Raw genomic sequence first — 15,607 nt, forward strand, 5'->3', positions numbered from 1 at the left:
CCCACCGCTCAAGCGATCCGCCCGGCACGGAAACGCAGGGACCGAGTGGCATTCCTGGGCCGATCCGTCGCCATGGCGAGAAATCAGGTTGGCTTAAGGATCGGTGTATTGACGCAGCACATTGGTCTCTACCAATGTGGGGGTGTCGCGGCATGCCCCCCACATCGTCCCTGGCAGCGCACCCCCCGTGCCGCTGCCGCACACCGAGGAGGACCCGCCCATGAGGCGCGTCGCCCTGCCCGCCTTCGTGACCACCGCCCTGTTGGCCGGAGCCGTGCTGCCACTCTCCCTGCCGGCGGCCGCCCAGGCCGACGCCGGCGTCTCCGGGCTGGTCGCCACCGCCTCCTCGCCGCAGAGCTGGTCGAACGGCTTCGAGCTGGACTTCACGATCACCAACCACACCAACACCACGGTGAACTCCTGGTCGCTCACCTTCGACCTGCCTGCGGGCGAGAGCATCGGCGGCAATGCCTGGAACGGCACGCTGACCAGCAGCAACGGCCACTACACCATCACCTCGCCGAGCTGGGCCGCACCGCTTGCCCCCGGCGCCTCGGCCCCCGTGGTCGGGATGGACGTGAGCAGCAGCGGCACCCCGGCCCTGCCCGTCAACTGCCTTATCAACAACCAGTCCTGTGCCGGCGGCCCGGTGGACACCACCCCGCCCACCGTGCCCACCGGTGTCACGGTCTCCGGCACCGGCCCGGGCGCCGTCACGCTGGGCTGGAACCCCTCGACCGACAACGTCGGGGTGGCCGGCTACCACGTCTACGAGGGCAGTACGGTGGTCGCCTCGACCACCACCGGCACCAGCGCCACGGTGAGCGGCCTGCTGGCCGGCAGCAGCCACACCTTCACCGTCACCGCCTATGACGCGGCCGGCAACGAGTCCGCGCAGTCCGCCTCCGTCACCGGGGTGGCCGGCAGCGGCACCTCTCCCGGAGTGGCCGCGCCCTTCGTCGACCTGGGCGCCTACCCGACCCCCAGCCTCACCCAGATCGCGGCCGCCACCGGCCTCAAGCAGTTCTCGCTGGGCTTCATCGTCAACGGCACCACCGCGTGCACGGCCAGCTGGTTCAACGCCTACGACCCCGGAACCGCCTGGAACAAGGCCGACTTCGACGCCTTCCGGGCCACCGGCGGCGACATCCGCCCGTCCTTCGGTGGCGCCAACGGCACCGAGCTGGCCCAGTCCTGCACCGATGTGCCGAGTCTGACCACCCAGTACCAGAAGGTGGTCGACGCCTACGGGCTGGACCGGATCGACTTCGACATCGAGGGCGCCGCGGTCTCCGACCACGCCTCGGTCGACCGCCGCTCGGCCGCGATCGCCGCGGTACAGGCCGCCCAGCGGGCCAAGGGCCGCGACCTCAAGGTCTCCCTGACCCTGCCGGTCCTGCCCAGCGGCCTGACCAGCGACGGCGTCTACGTCCTGCAGTCCGCCAAGGCGGCCGGTGCGGCGGTGGACGGAGTCAATGTGATGGCGATGGACTTCGGCGACACCGAGGCCCCCAACCCGTCGGGCAAGATGGGGACTTATGCGATCCAGTCCGCCCAGTCGACGCGGGCGCAGATCGCCCAGGTGTGGCCGAACCTGACCACCGCGCAGACCTGGGCGATGGTCGGCGTCACCCCGATGCTGGGGCAGAACGACAACGCCGACGAGGTGTTCGGCACGGCCGACGCGCAGCAGCTGCTCACCTTCGCCCAGCAGAACCACCTCGGCGAGCTCTCCTTCTGGGAGGTCACCCGGGACGCCAACGCCTGCACCGGTGCGCTGTTCAAGTGCACCAACATTCCGCAGGCGCCGTACCAGTTCTCCAAGCTCTGGGCCGGGTACACCGGCTGAGGCCCGTCCGGGTCGGGGTCCGGCCCCTGGTGCACCGTCGTGCGCCGGGGGCCGGACCCTTTTGCGCCCGCTGAGGTCGGGGGCGCGCCGGGCGCCGGCGGTGGTCGCCGCCCTGTGCCGGATGCACTGCGCATACACCCCAAGGGGGTATAGGGTATGGTGCACACTGAACTCGCATCGGATCGACGACCGCCCGGCTGGGCGCGGAAGGACGGGAACGGCAGTGGTCATGGGACGCGCACGACGACCGGGTGTCACCCGGCTGCTCGCGGTGTGTGCGGTCCTGCTCGGACTGTTCCTGATGCACGGCTCGCCGACGTCCGCCCTCGGTGAGTGCCATGGAGGGATGGCCGCCTCGGCGCCGATGCCGGACGGGCACGCCATGGCCGGGCCCGTTCTTGCGGGCGACCCCGCAAAGCCGTTCGCGCATACCGGTGCCATGCCGCAGGCGGGCGGATCGGAGTGCGTCTCCACACCGGCGCGCGACCGCCTTCCCGCGCCTGCGACGGGATCGGTGGCGGGCGCCGTCATCCTGGCGTTCTCGGCCGGGCTCCTGCGGGCGGGCCGCCCGCCCGGCCGTTCGTCGCATCGCCGCCGGGGCCCGCCGGCCGGCGGGCGGGGGTTGCTGCTGCAGGTGTGCGTCGCGCGGACCTGACAGGGGTGCCGCCGTGTCCCGGTCACTCGACCGGACCGGTTCCGCTCCCTTATTCATCCGTGCGCCCTCCTTCGGCGTGCCCTCACGGGAAAGAGACCCGCTGATGTCCACCTCCGCTCGCCCGACCGCCCGTCGCCGTGTCCTCGCGGCTGCCGGTGCCACCGCCGTCCTCGCCCTGACACTCGCCGCCTGCGGCTCCTCCGCCCACTCCGGCATGCCGGGCACGGACCACGGCGCGATGGCCATGCCCAGTGCGTCCGCCTCCGGACCGACGGCCTCCGCGCCCGGCATGGACGGCATGCCCGGCATGGACGGCATGGCGATGGGTGACGGCCTCGCCTCCGAGAAGGACGGCTACCGCCTCGACCCGCAGACCGGCAGCCTCCCGGCGGGCCAGGCGGCGAGCTACCGGTTCACCGTCACGGGCCCCGACGGCAAGCCCGTGACCGGCTTCGCCGTCGACCAGACCAAGCGGCTGCACTTCTACGCGATCCGCTCCGATCTCACCGGCTACCAGCACCTGCACCCGAGCATGGCCGCCGACGGCACCTGGACCGCCGACCTGGCCGCGCTGCAGCCCGGCACCTGGCGGCTGTACGCCTCGTTCACCCCGGACAGCGGCAGCGGCAAGGGCAAGGACTTCGTGCTCAGCCGTACCGTCACCGTCCCCGGCGCCGCCGGCACCACGCCGCTGCCCGCCGCCGCCATGAGTACCACGGTCGACGGCTACACCCTCGACCTCCAGGGCGAGCTCATGGCGGGCATGGCCCACCCGCTCACCCTCAGCATCGGCAAGGGCGGACAGCCGGTCACCGACCTCCAGCCCTACCTCGACACCTACGCCCACATCAGCGCCTTCCATGAGGGCGACCAGGCGTTCGCCCACCTCCACCCCGAGACCACGGTCAACGGCGACCACGGCGGGCCGACGCTGAACTTCCACGCCGAACTGGCCAAGCCCGGCAACTGGCGGGTCTTCGTGCAGTTCCAGACGGGCGGTCAGTTGCACACCGCGGCCCTCACGCTGCACGTGAACTGAGCCGGCGGCCGGGGGTGCCGCTTCGGCGGCACCCCCGGCTGGACCGATTTCCTGCCGATCGCCTCTGTACGACGTCGTGGCGCGTCCGGCGCTCGAAACACCCGGCCGGAATACCCTGTGGGGGTATACGGTTCGATTGGGCACTGGCATCCGGGGGAAGGCGGAGCACCATGCACGCGATCCTGCACGCACTGTCCATCACCGGGTCGATGACCTGGGAGATCACCTGGGCGCTGATCCTCGGGTTCGCGCTCTCGGCCGTGGTCCAGGCGGTGGTGCGCAAGTCGACCATCGTCCGGCTGCTCGGCGACGACCGGCCGCGTACGCTCGCGCTCGCCTCGGCGCTGGGGGCGGCCTCGTCGTCGTGCTCGTACGCGGCGGTGGCGCTGGCCCGTTCGCTCTTCCGCAAAGGCGCGAACTTCACCGCCGCGATGGCCTTCGAGATCGCCTCGACCAACCTCGTGGTGGAACTCGGTGTCATCCTGGCACTGCTGATGGGCTGGCAGTTCACGGCAGCGGAGTTCGTCGGCGGCCCGATCATGATCGTCGTGCTCGCCGTCCTCTTCCGCCTCTTCCTGCGCGAGCGGCTGCTGCGGGCGGCGCGCGAGCAGGCGGAGCAGGGGCTGGCCGGCTCCATGGAGGGGCACGCGGCGATGGACATGTCCGTCCGGCGCGGCGGCTCGTTCGCCCGGCGGTTGCTGTCGCGCGAGGGCTTCACCTCGGTCGCGCACGTGTTCGTCATGGAGTGGGCGGCCATCCTCAGGGACCTGGTGGTCGGCCTGCTGATCGCCGGTGCGATCGCCGCGTGGGTGCCGGACTCCTTCTGGCAGGCGTTCTTCTTCACCCACCACCCGCTCGCCGCCAAGTTCTGGGGCCCGCTGATCGGCCCGCTGGTGGCGGTGGTCTCGTTCGTCTGCTCCATCGGCAACGTGCCGCTCGCGGTCGTGCTGTGGAAGGGCGGCATCAGCTTCGGCGGCGTCATCGCCTTCATCTTCGCCGACCTGCTGATCCTGCCGATCCTCAACATCTACCGGAAGTACTACGGCGCGAGGACGGCCGCCTTCCTCTTCGCCACCTTCTACGCCGCCATGGTGATCGCCGGCTACCTGGTGGAGTTCGCCTTCGGAGGCCTGGGTCTGATCCCGGACCAGCGCCACGCAGGGCTCCCCATGGAAGGGATCTCCTGGAACTACACCACCTGGCTCAACATCGCCTTCCTGCTCCTGGCCGCGGCTCTCCTCGTCCGCTTCTTCCGTACCGGAGGCACCGAGATGCTCCGCATGATGGGTGGTTCGCCCGACAACCACCACGCAGGACATGGGAGTTCAGAGAATCATCACCACGCGGAGCACCAGGGGCACGGGGACCACAAGGGGCACGGCCCGCTCACTGACGGCGGACACGGCGGCCGCGGCGAACACCAGGATCCCGGCACCGAAGAACACCACCACCCGCACCACTGACGGCGAGACCCGGTCCGGCCCGGCGGCGCACCGCCGGGCCGGACCGGCGCCACGGTGCGGACGGCGGCTCAGGTACGGGTGATGACCCGGCGTATGCCGTAGACGGCCGCACCGAGAGCGAGTACCGCGCCGCCCCAGAGCACCGAGGCCGGCGGGAGGGAGAAGGCCAGGACCGCGCAGCCGACCGCTCCCACGACGGGCACGACCCTGACGGGCCGGCCCTCCTCGGGGGTGAGGGTCCAGGCGGAGGCGTTGGCGACGGCGTAGTAGGCCAGCACGCCGAACGAGGAGAAGCCGATCGCTCCGCGGACGTCGGTGGTGGCGGCCAGGAGCGCGACCACCAGGCCGACCGCGAGTTCGGCGCGGTGGGGAACCTGGAAACGCGGATGGACGGCGGCCAGCGCGTTCGGCAGGTGGCGGTCGCGAGCCATGGCCAGGGTGGTGCGCGACACCCCGAGGATCAGCGCGAGCAGCGAGCCGAGCGCCGCGACGGCCGCCCCCACCTGCACGACGGGCGTCAGACCCGGGACACCCGCGGCGCGCACCGCCTCCGCCAGCGGCGCGCTCGTACGGGCGAGCCGGTCCGGCCCGAGCACCGCCAGAGCGGCGACCGCCACGGCCGTGTACACGACCAGGGTGATTCCGAGGGCGATCGGAATGGCCCGGGGGATCGTGCGTTTCGGGTCGCGTACCTCCTCGCCGAGGGTGGCGATCCGGGCGTAGCCGGCGAACGCGAAGAACAGGAGTCCGGCGGCCTGCAGCACCCCGCCGAGGGTGGCGTCCGCGTCGACGTCGAGCCGGGCGGTCTCGGCGGCGCCGCCGGTCAGGCAGACCGTGACGACCACGGCGAGCACCGCCAGCACGATGCCGACGATCAGCCGGGTGAGCCAGGCCGACTTCTGCACACCGGTGTAGTTCACCGCGGTCAGGGCCACCACCGCCGCCACCGCCACCGCGTGCGCCTGGGCGGGCCACACGTAGGAGCCCACGGTCAGGGCCATCGCGGCGCAGGAGGCGGTCTTGCCGACCACGAATCCCCAGCCGGCCAGGTAGCCCCAGAACTCGCCGAGCCGTTCGCGGCCGTAGACGTAGGTGCCGCCGGACTGCGGGTAGCGGGCGGCGAGCCTGGCGGAGGAGGTGGCGTTGCAGTAGGCCACCACCGCGGCCGCCGCGAGTCCCGGCAGCAGTCCGGAGCCGGCGGCCCGTGCGGCAGGGGCCAGTGCGGCGAAGATCCCGGCGCCGATCATCGATCCGAGGCCGATCACCACGGCGTCGAACACACCGAGCCGCCGTCTCAGCTCCCCGGACTCGGCTGCTGTCTTCACCGTTCACTCCTCGCCCCGGCGTCGCACCGGGCTCTTGGACCTCATTCGACAGCGGGGCACGATATCCGACCCCGGCATCGAACCGGCGAACTTCCCCGCCCGACCCGGCGCAGGTCGGCCTTGAGCGGTGCGAGGGGTGTCCGGCGGGTTCACGGCCAGCGAGCCGGCTAGCCGGGTGCTTCCGGCCGCCCGGGCGCAGCCGGGAGGGCCCCCGCACCGCCCACGAACGGCCGACCGGATACGACACCCGGGCGAGGTCTGCCGAGACTGTGACCATGAGGACTCTGCGGAAGCATCGCGGCCGATGACCTTCCCGGACCGGCGCGGTCCCCACCCGGAAGGCCATGCCGCGGGTCGGGCCGGCTGGCTGCGTGCCGCCGTCCTCGGCGCCAACGACGGGCTGGTCTCCGTCGCCAGCATCATGGTCGGCATCGCGGCCAGCGGAGCGAGTACCTCCGCCGTGGTCACCGGCGGTCTCGCCGGGCTGTCCGCGGGGGCGATGGCGATGGCCGCCGGGGAGTACGTCTCCGTCAGCTCGCAGGTCGACGTCGAGAGCGCCGACCGCGCCAAGGAGGCCAAGGAACTCGCCGAAGCCCCGGAGGCCGAGCTCGCCGAGCTCACCGCCATCTACGTGAGCCGCGGCGTCCCGCCCGCGCTGGCCCGGCAGGTCGCCCAGGCCCTGCACGAGGCCGACCCGCTCCAGGCCCATCTGCGCGACGAACTCGGCCACAGCGAACACACCGCGGCCAATCCGATCCAGGCCGCCCTCGCCTCCGCCGCCAGCTTCCTCACCGGCGGAGCCGTCCCCTTCCTCGGCCTCCTCGCCGCCACTGAGACCGCACGCCTGTGGCTGATCGTCGTCGTCACCCTCTGCGGTCTGGCCGCCGCCGGCGTGCTGGCCGCCCGTGCGGCCGGCACAGGTCTGCTGCGCCCGGCTCTGCGGGTGGTTCTCGGCGGCGGCCTCGCCATGGCCGTCACCGCGGCCGTCGGCCAACTCGCCCACGTCTCGGGAGTCTGACGGCCGCTGTTTTCAAGCGCGAACCGGCCTCCTGTCCCGTTGCGGCCGGGGGACCCGCCGGAGGCCGCCCGCCGGACCACGCCGACCATGCCGTTCACCGGCCGATGGCGGCAGTGCCCCGACGTACCGCTCGGCGCCACCGCTCTGGCGCAGGACTGTCCACAGCCACGACGGGTCGGTGGCCGGGCGCGGGGCGGATCGGGCGTGAGGTGGATCGGGCGTGAGGTGGATCGGGCGAGGAAACTCAGAGGGCTTTCAGAGGAATTCGGTGATGCCCAGTCAAGTGGACTGACAGCACACTGGCTTGGCCAGTGCATGGCGCACACCTCGCTGAATCCGCCCTCCCCCTTCCCAGGAGGAATCATGCCCACGCTCCCCGCTGCCCGTACCGGGGCGGCCGCCCTCGCGGCGGCGCTCTGCCTTGCCGTGTCCTGGATCCACGTGCAGGACCAGGGAGGTTTCCCGGGTGACAAGACCCCGACCTACGTCGGCATCGGGTACTACCTGCTGGAGGCGGCCGGTGTGGTGGCCGCGGTACTGCTCCTCACGGCTCGGCGGGCGGCTGTGCCCACCTGGCTGCTGGCGGCCGGGGTCGGGATCGGACCGCTGGTGGGGTTCGTGCTCTCGCGCGGACCCGGGCTGCCCGACTACGCGGACGACAAGGGCAACTGGACCGAGCCGCTCGGGCTGGTGAGCCTCGCGGTCGAGGCGGCGCTGCTGGTCGTGGCCTTCACCGTACTGCGGTCGGCGAGCAGGACCCGGCCGGCCCGGGCCGCCGGGGCCGGGGTCTCCGGCACGCGCGGGTAGCGCCCTTCGGCATACGCGGCTGGCGCCGTACCGCCCAACGGTGATCGCCGGTGTCAGCCGATTCGCGCCGGTGGCCTTCGGCTGCGAAGACCGTTCGGCCGGTCACTTGACGAGATATCGGCGCTCGCGGACAGCGTCTACGTCTCGTTCTACAAGGACCTCGGCGGCATCAGTGGTGCCGCGCTCGCAGGTCTGGACACCGTCCTCCCCGAGCGGCCCTTCTTCACCCGCCACACCGCGACCCTCGCCCCGTCAGACCGTTCCGCCGGGAGCCGCGGGGCAGTCCTGCAGCGTGCACAGGGACCGGTAGACCTGCTTGGCGATGGCGGTGGCGCCGTCCCGGTCGGGGGTGGCAGGCGTGGCCTCGAACACCAGGATCACCGTGTCCCCGGCCAGGACCTGGACCATCACACTGGCGTCGCCCACCTTGTCCAGTGTCGGAGAGGCAAGGCCGTTGCTGTCCGCGATCCCCGGAACGGTGAAGAACTCGGAAGCGGACTTGGCCTGTTGGGCGGCCCGCTCGGCAAGGAGATAGCTCCTGGCACCGGTGGAGCCGGCATACCTGACGAGGCGGACGTCCACGACAACCCCGTCGGGCTGCTCCCAGTTCCGGCGCGCGGCGAACTCCAGGCCCCGGCGGGTCTCCCGCGGGCGGGCGATCTTCTGGGCGTCCGCGGGCAGCATGCCGATGTACTGGTCGAACGTCAGCAGCCCGACCGGACCGGTCGAGCTGATCCACGGCCTGCCGTCGGAGGGTATCGGCGGCAGGGCGGCCTGCAACTCGTCCTGGGTCGGATGCGCGGACTGCGCCGCCGCGCTGAGGGAGCCGGCCGAAGCCGAAGCCGAGGCCGTCGAGGGCGCCGCCGAGGGCCTGGCCGGGGTTGATCGAGCGTCGGTCGGCGCGGCCCCGCCGCCGCAGCCCGAGGTGAGGAGTATGCAGCCGGCGGCCGCTGCCGTGAGCAGGCGCGCTTTTCGGGACATGAGGTGAGCTCTCCAGGAAGGTGATCGCGGTGCGGACAGAAGTGTGCCACCGGGCTGCGACATGAGCGGTCTTCGAAGGTCCTCAACACCGGTGCCGCGGCTGCCCGCTCGCCCCGGCGGCGTCGGACGGCAGATCTCGGCGGCGGGTGGGACGGGCCCCGGTGGGAGGCTGTGAGCCGGTCAAAGTTTGGCAATGATTTTCATCTCATCGCAAAACCGGCTGGTTATGAAAACCGTTGCCATCTATGGTCTGGTGCTGTCCACCGAAGCCGGGCCCTGTCGTGGGGGCAGGGCCCGCAGGTTCGAGGAGTAGCCCGTCATGAGCGCCACCCTGTCCGGCAAGATCGGTCGTCGCCCGCTGAGATTCACCCTGAGTGCCGCCGTCGCGGTCGCCGCGCTGGCCGCCACCAGCGCGTGCTCCACCGCCTCGAAGGCACCCGCCTCCGATGCGGCCTCCTCCTCGGCCGGAGGGAGTTCGAAGGTGATCCGGGTCGCGGCCGCGGAGAACTTCTGGGGCAGCATCGCCAGCCAACTGGGCGGCGACCACACCAAGGTGACCAGCCTCATCACCAATCCGGACACCGACCCGCACTCCTACGAGCCGACCACCGCCGACGGCCGGACGGTGGCGAGCGCCGACTACGTGATCACCAACGGGATCGGGTACGACGCCTGGTCGGACAAGCTGCTGGCCGCCGACCCGGCGCCGAGCCGTACCGCGCTCAAGGTGGGCGACCTGCTGGGCAAGAAGGAGGGCGACAACCCGCACCAGTGGTACTCGGCGGACAGCGTCCACAAGGTGATCGACCGGATCACCGCCGACTACAAGAAGATCGACCCGGCCGACGCGGCCTACTTCGACGACCGGAAGACCGCTTTCGAGACCAGGACGCTGGCCCGGTACAGCCAGTTGGAAGCCGACATCAAGGCGAAGTACGCGGGAACCCCGATCGGCGCCTCGGAGTCCATCGTGACCCCGCTGTCCGAGACGCTCGGCCTGAGGATGCTGACCCCCGAGACCTTCCTGGACGCGGAGAGCGAGGGCACCGACCCGACCGCCGCCGACAAGGCCGCCATCGACCGGCAGATCGGCGGCAAGCAGATCAAGGTCTACGTCTACAACACCCAGAACTCCAACCCCGACGTGGTCGCCCAGGTCAACGCCGCCAAGGCACAGGGCATACCGGTCGCCCAGGTCACCGAGACCCTCGCCCCCGCGAACGCCACCTTCCAGGACTGGCAGGGCAAGGAACTGCAGGGCATCGAGGACGCACTGAGGCAGGCGACGGGCAAGTGACCGTCAACCCGACCGAAGAGCTTCGCGTGAACGCGAGCCGCATCGAATCCGGCGAGCAGCCGGTGCTGTCGCTGCGCGGTGCCGCCGTGCGGGTGGGCGGGCGGACCCTGTGGTCGGGCGTCGATCTGACCGTCGGCGCCGGGGAGTTCACCGCGATCCTCGGCCCCAACGGGGTCGGCAAGTCCACCTTGGTCAAGATGCTGCTCGGCGTCCTGCCGGCCGCGGCGGGCGAGGTGCGGGTCCTCGGCGGCGCGCCCGGCGAGCGCAGCACGGCCGTCGGCTACCTGCCGCAGCGGCGCAACTTCGACGCGAGCGTACGCATCCGGGGCGTCGACGTCGTCCGGCTCGGCCTCGACGGGGACCGCTGGGGCATCCCACTGCCCGTCCTGGGCGGGGCCAGGCGCAGGGCAGCCCGGGAGCGCGTCGCGGAAGTCGTCGAGCTGGTCGGCGCGAGCGCCTACGCGCAGCGCCCGATAGGACAGTGCTCGGGCGGGGAGCAGCAGCGGCTGCTGATCGCCCAGGCGCTGGTGCGACGCCCCCGACTGCTGCTGCTGGACGAGCCGTTGGACAGCCTCGACCTGCCCAACCAGAGCGCCGTGGCGGCCCTGCTGGGTCGGATCTGCCACCAGGAGGGAGTGTCGGTGGTGATGGTCGCCCACGACGTCAACCCGATACTCCACCACCTGGACCGGGTCGTCTACATCGCCGAGGGCGGCGCGGTCACCGGAAGTCCGGAGGACGTGATCACCTCCGAGACCCTGACCCGCCTGTACCGCACACCCGTCGAGGTGCTCCGCACCTCGGCCGGCCGGCTGGTGGTGGTCGGGCAACCCGAGGCACCGGCGCTGCACACCGACCGGCACACCGGCCGGCAGGTCGGCCGACAGACCGGCCGGCACACCGACGGGCGCACCGACCGGCGTGCCAGCCGGCACAGCGACGGGCACACCGGTCGGCACGTCGGCCGACAGGCCGGTCGGCGCGGCAAGGGAGGTCATGATGCTGCCGGCTGACGCCTCCGCACCTGTCTTCTCCTGGAACCTCGTCGGCGACTTCCGGGACATGTGGTCCTACCTGTCCATGGTGAACGCCTTCCGGGCCGGCCTGGTGGTCTCGGTGGTCTGCGCGGTGGTCGGCTGGTTCATGGTGCTGCGCCGGCAGACCTTCGCCGGGCACACCCTGTCGGTGGCCGCCTTCCCCGGGGCCTCGCTGGCGACGCTGGCGGGCTTCAGCCTCTCGCTCGGCTACTTCGGGTTCTGCCTCGCCGCCGCACTCGTGATAGCGGCGCTGGGGCGCCGGGGTGGGGCGGGCGGGGCGGAGGAGTCCGCCGTCACCGGTACGGTCCAGGCGTTCGCGCTGGCCTGCGGATACCTGTTCATCAGCCTGTACAAGGGCCTGCTCGAGGGTCCGACGGCGCTGCTGTTCGGCGACTTCCTGGGCATCACCACTCAGCAGGTGACCCTCCTGGCCATCGTCGGAGCGCTGGTGCTCGCCGTCCTCGCGGTGATCGGACGCCCGCTGCTGCTCGCCTCCGTCGACCCCGAGGTGGCCGCCGGGCGCGGGGTTCCGGTACGGCTGCTGTCGGTACTGTTCCTGCTGCTGCTGGGCGCGGCGACCGCCGAGGCGAGCCAGATCACCGGCACCCTGCTGGTCTTCGCGCTGATGGTGGTACCCGCCGCCACCGCGGGGCAGCTCACCGCCCGGCCGGGACGGAGCCTGCTGCTGTCCGTGCTGCTCGGCCTGACGGCCTGCTGGGGCGGGCTGATCGCCGCCTACTACCAGCCCTACCCGCTCGGGTTCTTCGTGACGGGCTTCGCCTTCGCCGGCTACGTCCTGGCCCATCTGCTGAGGCTGCTAAGGGAGTTGCCCGGCAGGGCAGGAGCACCCGGTCCGATCGGAGGAGTGGCATGAGTGCCGTCCTGACCCAGCCGTTCTTCCAGCACGCGCTGCTGGCGGGGACGTTCATCGCGCTGGCATCCGGCCTGGTCGGCTACTTCCTGGTGCTGCGCGCCCAGATCTTCACCGGCGACGTACTCAGCCACGTCGCCTTCACCGGCGCCATGGCCGCGCTCGCGGGCGGCCTGGACCTGCGGCTCGGGCTGTTCGCCGCCACCATCGGTGTCGGCCTGCTGCTCGGCGGACTCGGGCGCCGCGGCCGCCCGGACGACGTGGTGATCGGCAGCGCCTTCGCCTGGATCCTCGGCCTCGGCGCGTTCTTCCTCACCGTGTACACCACCTCCCGCAGCGCGGCCCAGGGCGGCGCGGGCACCTCGGTGCTCTTCGGCTCCATCTTCGGTCTGCACGGCAGCCAGACCACCGTCGCCGTCGCCATCGCGGGCGCGATCAGCGTTCTCATCCCGCTGATCGCCAGGCCACTGCTCTTCGCCACCGTCGACGAGGCCGTCGCCGCCGCCCGCGGCGTACCGGTACGAGCGCTCGGCTTCGTCTTCCTCGCCCTGGTCGGCGCCTGCGCGGGGGAGGCCACCCAGGCGGTGGGCTCACTGCTGCTGCTCGGCCTGCTCGCCGCACCGGCGGGCGCGGCGATCCGGCTCACCGACCGACCGCTGCGCGCCCTGGCCCTGTCCGGAGCCCTCGCGGTCGCGGAGATGTGGGCGGGCCTGCTGCTCAGCGCCGAACTGCCCGAGCTGCCACCCAGTTTCGCCATCATGGCTGCGGCGAGCGCCGTCTACGCCGGCACCTTCCTCATCCGTCCGAACCGCGACCGTGTCCGTACGAGTGGTGACCATCCGAGCCGTGACCGTACGGGCCATGAACGTCCGAACGGCGACTCTTCGAACGGCGACCGTCCGAACGGCGACTCCCCGGACCGCGCCGCGAGTCCGGCGCCCGCCTGAGCCGCGCGGCCACGACGGGGACACGACCGTGACCGACGCGAAGCTCAGCACGCTGGCGGCCGCCTTCCGCCGGGCCGCCGACCGCCGCAAGGAGCGAGGTGAACACTTCAGGGGAGACGAGTCGCTGGGCCGGCTGACCCCGCAGCGGGCCGAGGTCCTCCAGGCCCTCGCCGACTGCGAGGACTTCGTCAGCGCCCAGCTCCTGCACGCCGGTCTGCTCGCCATCGGCTCACGCGTGGGCCTGAGCACCGTCTACCGCACCCTGACGGTCCTCGCCGCCGTCGGCCGGGCCGACGTCGTCCGCGACAGCAACGGCGAACGCCTCTTCCGCTACCGGCCCGGCACCGACCACCGGCACTACCTGATCTGCCGCGAGTGCGGTCTCAGCCGGCCGGTGGACGCCGCCCCGGTCGAGGCCTGGGCCGACCGCATCGCCGAGACGTCCGGCTTCGCCGACGTCCATCACACCGTCGAGCTGACCGGCACCTGCGCCGCCTGTGCCGCGACGAGTACCCACTGAACAGCCGTACCCACTCCGGGTGGGGCCTCGGGGCCGGTGCGGCTCGGCCGGTGCATCCGGCGGGTACCGGCCCGGTCGGCGCGTCATCAGGGCCGGGTGCCCACGCTGCGGTTGCCCACAGTGCGGCTCCGCCGACGGTCCGTCAGGCCACTCCGCAGAGGCGCAGCACGGCCGTGGTGCCCGCGGCCGCCACGACGACCAGGGGGAAGGGTGCGCGCCGCCAGGCGAGGACACCGGCGATCAGAACGCCTGCCGGGCGGGCCCAGCCGGCGAAGCCCTGCTTCTCGGTGAGCGCGGCGGTGGCGACCAGGGCGACGAGCAGGACGGTGGCGGCGACGGTGAGCAGCCGTTGGAGGGGCTCGGGGAACTTCACCCGCTGCCCGATCGTGGGCCCGGCCAGCCGGAAGGCCAGCGTTCCGGCGGCCAGCAGCGCGATGGCGATCAGGGGCATCAGCGCACCTCCCCGGAGAGGACGGTCCGGCCCGCGAGCGCGAGCCCGGCGAGGGACAGCAGGACGGGTACACCGGCGGGCAGCAGCGGTGTGGCGACGAGTGCGAGCACCGTGCCGAGCAGGGCGGCGTCCCGGGTGCGCCGGTCCTTGAGCGCGGGCAGCACCAGGGCGAGCAGGACGGCGGGGAAGGCTGCGTCGAGCCCCAGGGCGCCGGTGTCGCCGATCGCGCTGCCGGCGAAGGCGCCGAGCACGACGGCGATGTTCCAGGCGGCGAAGAGGGTGAGCCCGCAGGTCCAGTAGACGGCGCGGCGGGTCTGCTTCTCCCGCTGCTGCAGGGTGAACGCCGCCGATTCGTCGGTCAGCAGGTGCGCGCCCAACAGCCGCTTCCAGCGCGGGCCTTCGAGCACCTCGCCGACCGCGAAACCGAAGGGCAGCATGCGGGCGTTGAGCACCAGACCCGCCGCCACGGCCGCGACCCAGCCGCCGCCCGCGAGCACCACGCCGACGGCGGCGAACTGGCTGCCACCGGCGAAGACCAGTACCGACAGGGCGATCGGAATCCAGGCCGGCAGCCCGCCGGATACGGCGATCGCGCCGAAGGAGGCGCCGACGACGGCGTCGGCGAGGCAGACCAGGGCGATGTCACGGAGAATGCGGCGATCAAGTGTTCGCCATGACGAACTCATGTCCAGTAGAGTGAACCCAGAAGATTCGTTCGTCAAGGCGAACACTCGGACTTCTGGAGCGAACAGATGGAGAACGGTTCCCCAGTGGACCTCATCGCCGTGATCGCGGCCTCGATCCGCCGCGAACGCGAGCGGGTCGGCCTCAGCATGACCGAGCTCGCCAAACGCGCCGGGATCGCCAAATCCACGCTCTCCCAACTGGAGTCGGGCAGCGGAAATCCCAGCGTCGAGACACTCTGGGCCCTGGGAGCCGCCCTCGGTGTGCCCTTCAGCCGGCTGGTCGACCCGCCCAGGCCGACGGTGCGGGTGATCCGCGCGGGCGAGGGGCCGATCACCCGCTCCGAGCAGTCCGCCTACGCCGCCACCCTGCTCGCCTCCTGCCCGCCCGGCGCTCGCCGCGACCTCTACCGCATCGACACCCAGCCCGGCGAACCCCGGCTCTCCCAACCCCACAACCCGGGCAGCATCGAACACGTCGTCCTCAGCACCGGCCGCGCCCTGGCCGGCCCCGTGGACTCACCCGTCGAACTCGCCCCGGGCGACTACGTCACATTCCCCGGCGACGCCCCGCACATCTTCAAGGCCCTGGAGCCGAACACCAGTGCCGTGATCGTGATGGAGCACATCTAGGGCAGGGTGATCGCCGCGTGCGCCATGCCGG

At 72.0% G+C, this 15,607-nt stretch carries 16 protein-coding genes and 1 pseudogene; 13 read left to right on the forward strand and 4 right to left on the reverse strand.

Going from position 1 to position 15,607, the window contains the following annotated elements:
- Positions 1-220: 220 nt before the first annotated feature.
- From ACSMTC_RS33415 to ACSMTC_RS33430, 4 genes are all read left to right on the forward strand, one after another.
- Positions 221-1,849 carry a glycoside hydrolase family 18 protein gene (locus tag ACSMTC_RS33415; protein ID WP_436563481.1) on the forward strand — a complete coding sequence of 543 codons (1,629 nt, stop codon included), beginning with the start codon at positions 221-223 and terminating at the stop codon, positions 1,847-1,849.
- A gap of 229 nt (positions 1,850-2,078) precedes the next feature.
- A complete protein-coding gene (locus ACSMTC_RS33420) occupies positions 2,079-2,504 on the forward strand; it encodes a hypothetical protein (protein WP_436563482.1) in 426 nt (141 codons plus the stop codon).
- 103 nt (positions 2,505-2,607) lie between these two features.
- Complete coding sequence (locus tag ACSMTC_RS33425; RefSeq protein WP_436563483.1) at positions 2,608-3,543, forward strand: hypothetical protein; 936 nt, start codon at positions 2,608-2,610, stop codon at positions 3,541-3,543.
- Positions 3,544-3,713: 170 nt separating this feature from the next.
- Entirely contained in the window at positions 3,714-5,006 is a 1,293-nt protein-coding gene (locus ACSMTC_RS33430) for a permease (RefSeq protein ID WP_436563484.1), read from the forward strand.
- Between the two features lie 68 nt (positions 5,007-5,074).
- On the opposite strand, the gene ACSMTC_RS33435 is transcribed toward ACSMTC_RS33430, so the two are convergent.
- Positions 5,075-6,331: an APC family permease gene (locus ACSMTC_RS33435; protein WP_436563485.1), complete on the reverse strand. Its 1,257-nt coding sequence runs from the start codon at positions 6,329-6,331 to the stop codon at positions 5,075-5,077.
- A gap of 304 nt (positions 6,332-6,635) precedes the next feature.
- Here ACSMTC_RS33435 and ACSMTC_RS33440 point away from each other — a divergent pair, with 304 nt between their 5' ends.
- The 3 genes and pseudogenes from ACSMTC_RS33440 to ACSMTC_RS33450 form a co-directional block, all read left to right on the forward strand.
- The gene (locus tag ACSMTC_RS33440; protein WP_436563486.1) at positions 6,636-7,349 is read left to right on the forward strand and encodes a VIT1/CCC1 transporter family protein; all 714 of its coding nucleotides are present in this window, start codon (positions 6,636-6,638) and stop codon (positions 7,347-7,349) included.
- A 363-nt stretch (positions 7,350-7,712) separates the two neighbouring features.
- The gene (locus tag ACSMTC_RS33445) at positions 7,713-8,156 is read left to right on the forward strand and encodes a hypothetical protein (protein WP_436563487.1); all 444 of its coding nucleotides are present in this window, start codon (positions 7,713-7,715) and stop codon (positions 8,154-8,156) included.
- Positions 8,157-8,249: 93 nt separating this feature from the next.
- Positions 8,250-8,369 (forward strand): annotated as a pseudogene (locus ACSMTC_RS33450) (threonine aldolase); the annotation flags it as partial.
- A gap of 39 nt (positions 8,370-8,408) precedes the next feature.
- On the opposite strand, the gene ACSMTC_RS33455 reads toward ACSMTC_RS33450, so the two are convergent.
- Complete coding sequence (locus ACSMTC_RS33455; RefSeq protein ID WP_436563488.1) at positions 8,409-9,137, reverse strand: hypothetical protein; 729 nt, start codon at positions 9,135-9,137, stop codon at positions 8,409-8,411.
- Positions 9,138-9,456: 319 nt separating this feature from the next.
- On the opposite strand from ACSMTC_RS33455, the gene ACSMTC_RS33460 reads away from it, so the two are divergent.
- Genes ACSMTC_RS33460 through ACSMTC_RS33480 form a run of 5 tightly spaced genes read left to right on the forward strand, consistent with a single transcriptional unit; the run spans position 9,457 to position 13,809 of the window.
- Complete coding sequence (locus ACSMTC_RS33460) at positions 9,457-10,434, forward strand: metal ABC transporter solute-binding protein, Zn/Mn family (RefSeq protein ID WP_436563489.1); 978 nt, start codon at positions 9,457-9,459, stop codon at positions 10,432-10,434.
- Between the two features lie 26 nt (positions 10,435-10,460).
- Entirely contained in the window at positions 10,461-11,447 is a 987-nt protein-coding gene (locus ACSMTC_RS33465; RefSeq protein ID WP_436563490.1) for a metal ABC transporter ATP-binding protein, read from the forward strand.
- Positions 11,434-12,345: a metal ABC transporter permease gene (locus ACSMTC_RS33470; RefSeq protein ID WP_436563491.1), complete on the forward strand. Its 912-nt coding sequence runs from the start codon at positions 11,434-11,436 to the stop codon at positions 12,343-12,345. The genes ACSMTC_RS33465 and ACSMTC_RS33470 overlap by 14 nt, the downstream gene beginning before the upstream one ends.
- Complete coding sequence (locus ACSMTC_RS33475) at positions 12,342-13,289, forward strand: metal ABC transporter permease (RefSeq protein ID WP_436563492.1); 948 nt, start codon at positions 12,342-12,344, stop codon at positions 13,287-13,289. The genes ACSMTC_RS33470 and ACSMTC_RS33475 overlap by 4 nt, the downstream gene beginning before the upstream one ends.
- Before the next feature lie 28 nt (positions 13,290-13,317).
- Positions 13,318-13,809 carry a Fur family transcriptional regulator gene (locus ACSMTC_RS33480; RefSeq protein WP_436563493.1) on the forward strand — a complete coding sequence of 164 codons (492 nt, stop codon included), beginning with the start codon at positions 13,318-13,320 and terminating at the stop codon, positions 13,807-13,809.
- A 142-nt stretch (positions 13,810-13,951) separates the two neighbouring features.
- On the opposite strand, the gene ACSMTC_RS33485 is transcribed toward ACSMTC_RS33480, so the two are convergent.
- On the reverse strand, positions 13,952-14,260 hold the full coding sequence (locus ACSMTC_RS33485; protein WP_436563494.1) for an AzlD domain-containing protein: 309 nt from the start codon (positions 14,258-14,260) through the stop codon (positions 13,952-13,954).
- A complete protein-coding gene (locus ACSMTC_RS33490) occupies positions 14,260-14,946 on the reverse strand; it encodes an AzlC family ABC transporter permease (RefSeq protein ID WP_436563495.1) in 687 nt (228 codons plus the stop codon). The genes ACSMTC_RS33485 and ACSMTC_RS33490 overlap by 1 nt, the downstream gene beginning before the upstream one ends.
- Before the next feature lie 66 nt (positions 14,947-15,012).
- Here ACSMTC_RS33490 and ACSMTC_RS33495 point away from each other — a divergent pair, with 66 nt between their 5' ends.
- Positions 15,013-15,576 (forward strand): helix-turn-helix domain-containing protein, encoded by a 564-nt coding sequence (locus tag ACSMTC_RS33495; protein ID WP_436563496.1) that lies wholly within the window; start codon positions 15,013-15,015, stop codon positions 15,574-15,576.
- Positions 15,577-15,607 lie beyond the last annotated feature (31 nt).

It is taken from the genome of Kitasatospora sp. HPM-01-4 (assembly GCF_051374625.1).
Lineage (GTDB): Bacteria > Actinomycetota > Actinomycetes > Streptomycetales > Streptomycetaceae > Kitasatospora.

What these genes read in the sequence shown, in the direction of transcription:
- ACSMTC_RS33415 (WP_436563481.1), top strand. Translation starts at nt 221, where the DNA reads ATGAGGCGCGTCGCCCTGCCCGCCTTCGTGACCACCGCCCTGTTGGCC.
- ACSMTC_RS33420 (WP_436563482.1), top strand. Translation starts at nt 2,079, where the DNA reads ATGGGACGCGCACGACGACCGGGTGTCACCCGGCTGCTCGCGGTGTGT.
- ACSMTC_RS33425 (WP_436563483.1), top strand. Translation starts at nt 2,608, where the DNA reads ATGTCCACCTCCGCTCGCCCGACCGCCCGTCGCCGTGTCCTCGCGGCT.
- ACSMTC_RS33430 (WP_436563484.1), top strand. Translation starts at nt 3,714, where the DNA reads ATGCACGCGATCCTGCACGCACTGTCCATCACCGGGTCGATGACCTGG.
- ACSMTC_RS33440 (WP_436563486.1), top strand. Translation starts at nt 6,636, where the DNA reads ATGACCTTCCCGGACCGGCGCGGTCCCCACCCGGAAGGCCATGCCGCG.
- ACSMTC_RS33445 (WP_436563487.1), top strand. Translation starts at nt 7,713, where the DNA reads ATGCCCACGCTCCCCGCTGCCCGTACCGGGGCGGCCGCCCTCGCGGCG.
- ACSMTC_RS33455 (WP_436563488.1), bottom strand. Translation starts at nt 9,137, where the DNA reads ATGTCCCGAAAAGCGCGCCTGCTCACGGCAGCGGCCGCCGGCTGCATA.
- ACSMTC_RS33460 (WP_436563489.1), top strand. Translation starts at nt 9,457, where the DNA reads ATGAGCGCCACCCTGTCCGGCAAGATCGGTCGTCGCCCGCTGAGATTC.
- ACSMTC_RS33470 (WP_436563491.1), top strand. Translation starts at nt 11,434, where the DNA reads ATGCTGCCGGCTGACGCCTCCGCACCTGTCTTCTCCTGGAACCTCGTC.
- ACSMTC_RS33475 (WP_436563492.1), top strand. Translation starts at nt 12,342, where the DNA reads ATGAGTGCCGTCCTGACCCAGCCGTTCTTCCAGCACGCGCTGCTGGCG.
- ACSMTC_RS33485 (WP_436563494.1), bottom strand. Translation starts at nt 14,260, where the DNA reads ATGCCCCTGATCGCCATCGCGCTGCTGGCCGCCGGAACGCTGGCCTTC.
- ACSMTC_RS33490 (WP_436563495.1), bottom strand. Translation starts at nt 14,946, where the DNA reads ATGAGTTCGTCATGGCGAACACTTGATCGCCGCATTCTCCGTGACATC.
- ACSMTC_RS33495 (WP_436563496.1), top strand. Translation starts at nt 15,013, where the DNA reads ATGGAGAACGGTTCCCCAGTGGACCTCATCGCCGTGATCGCGGCCTCG.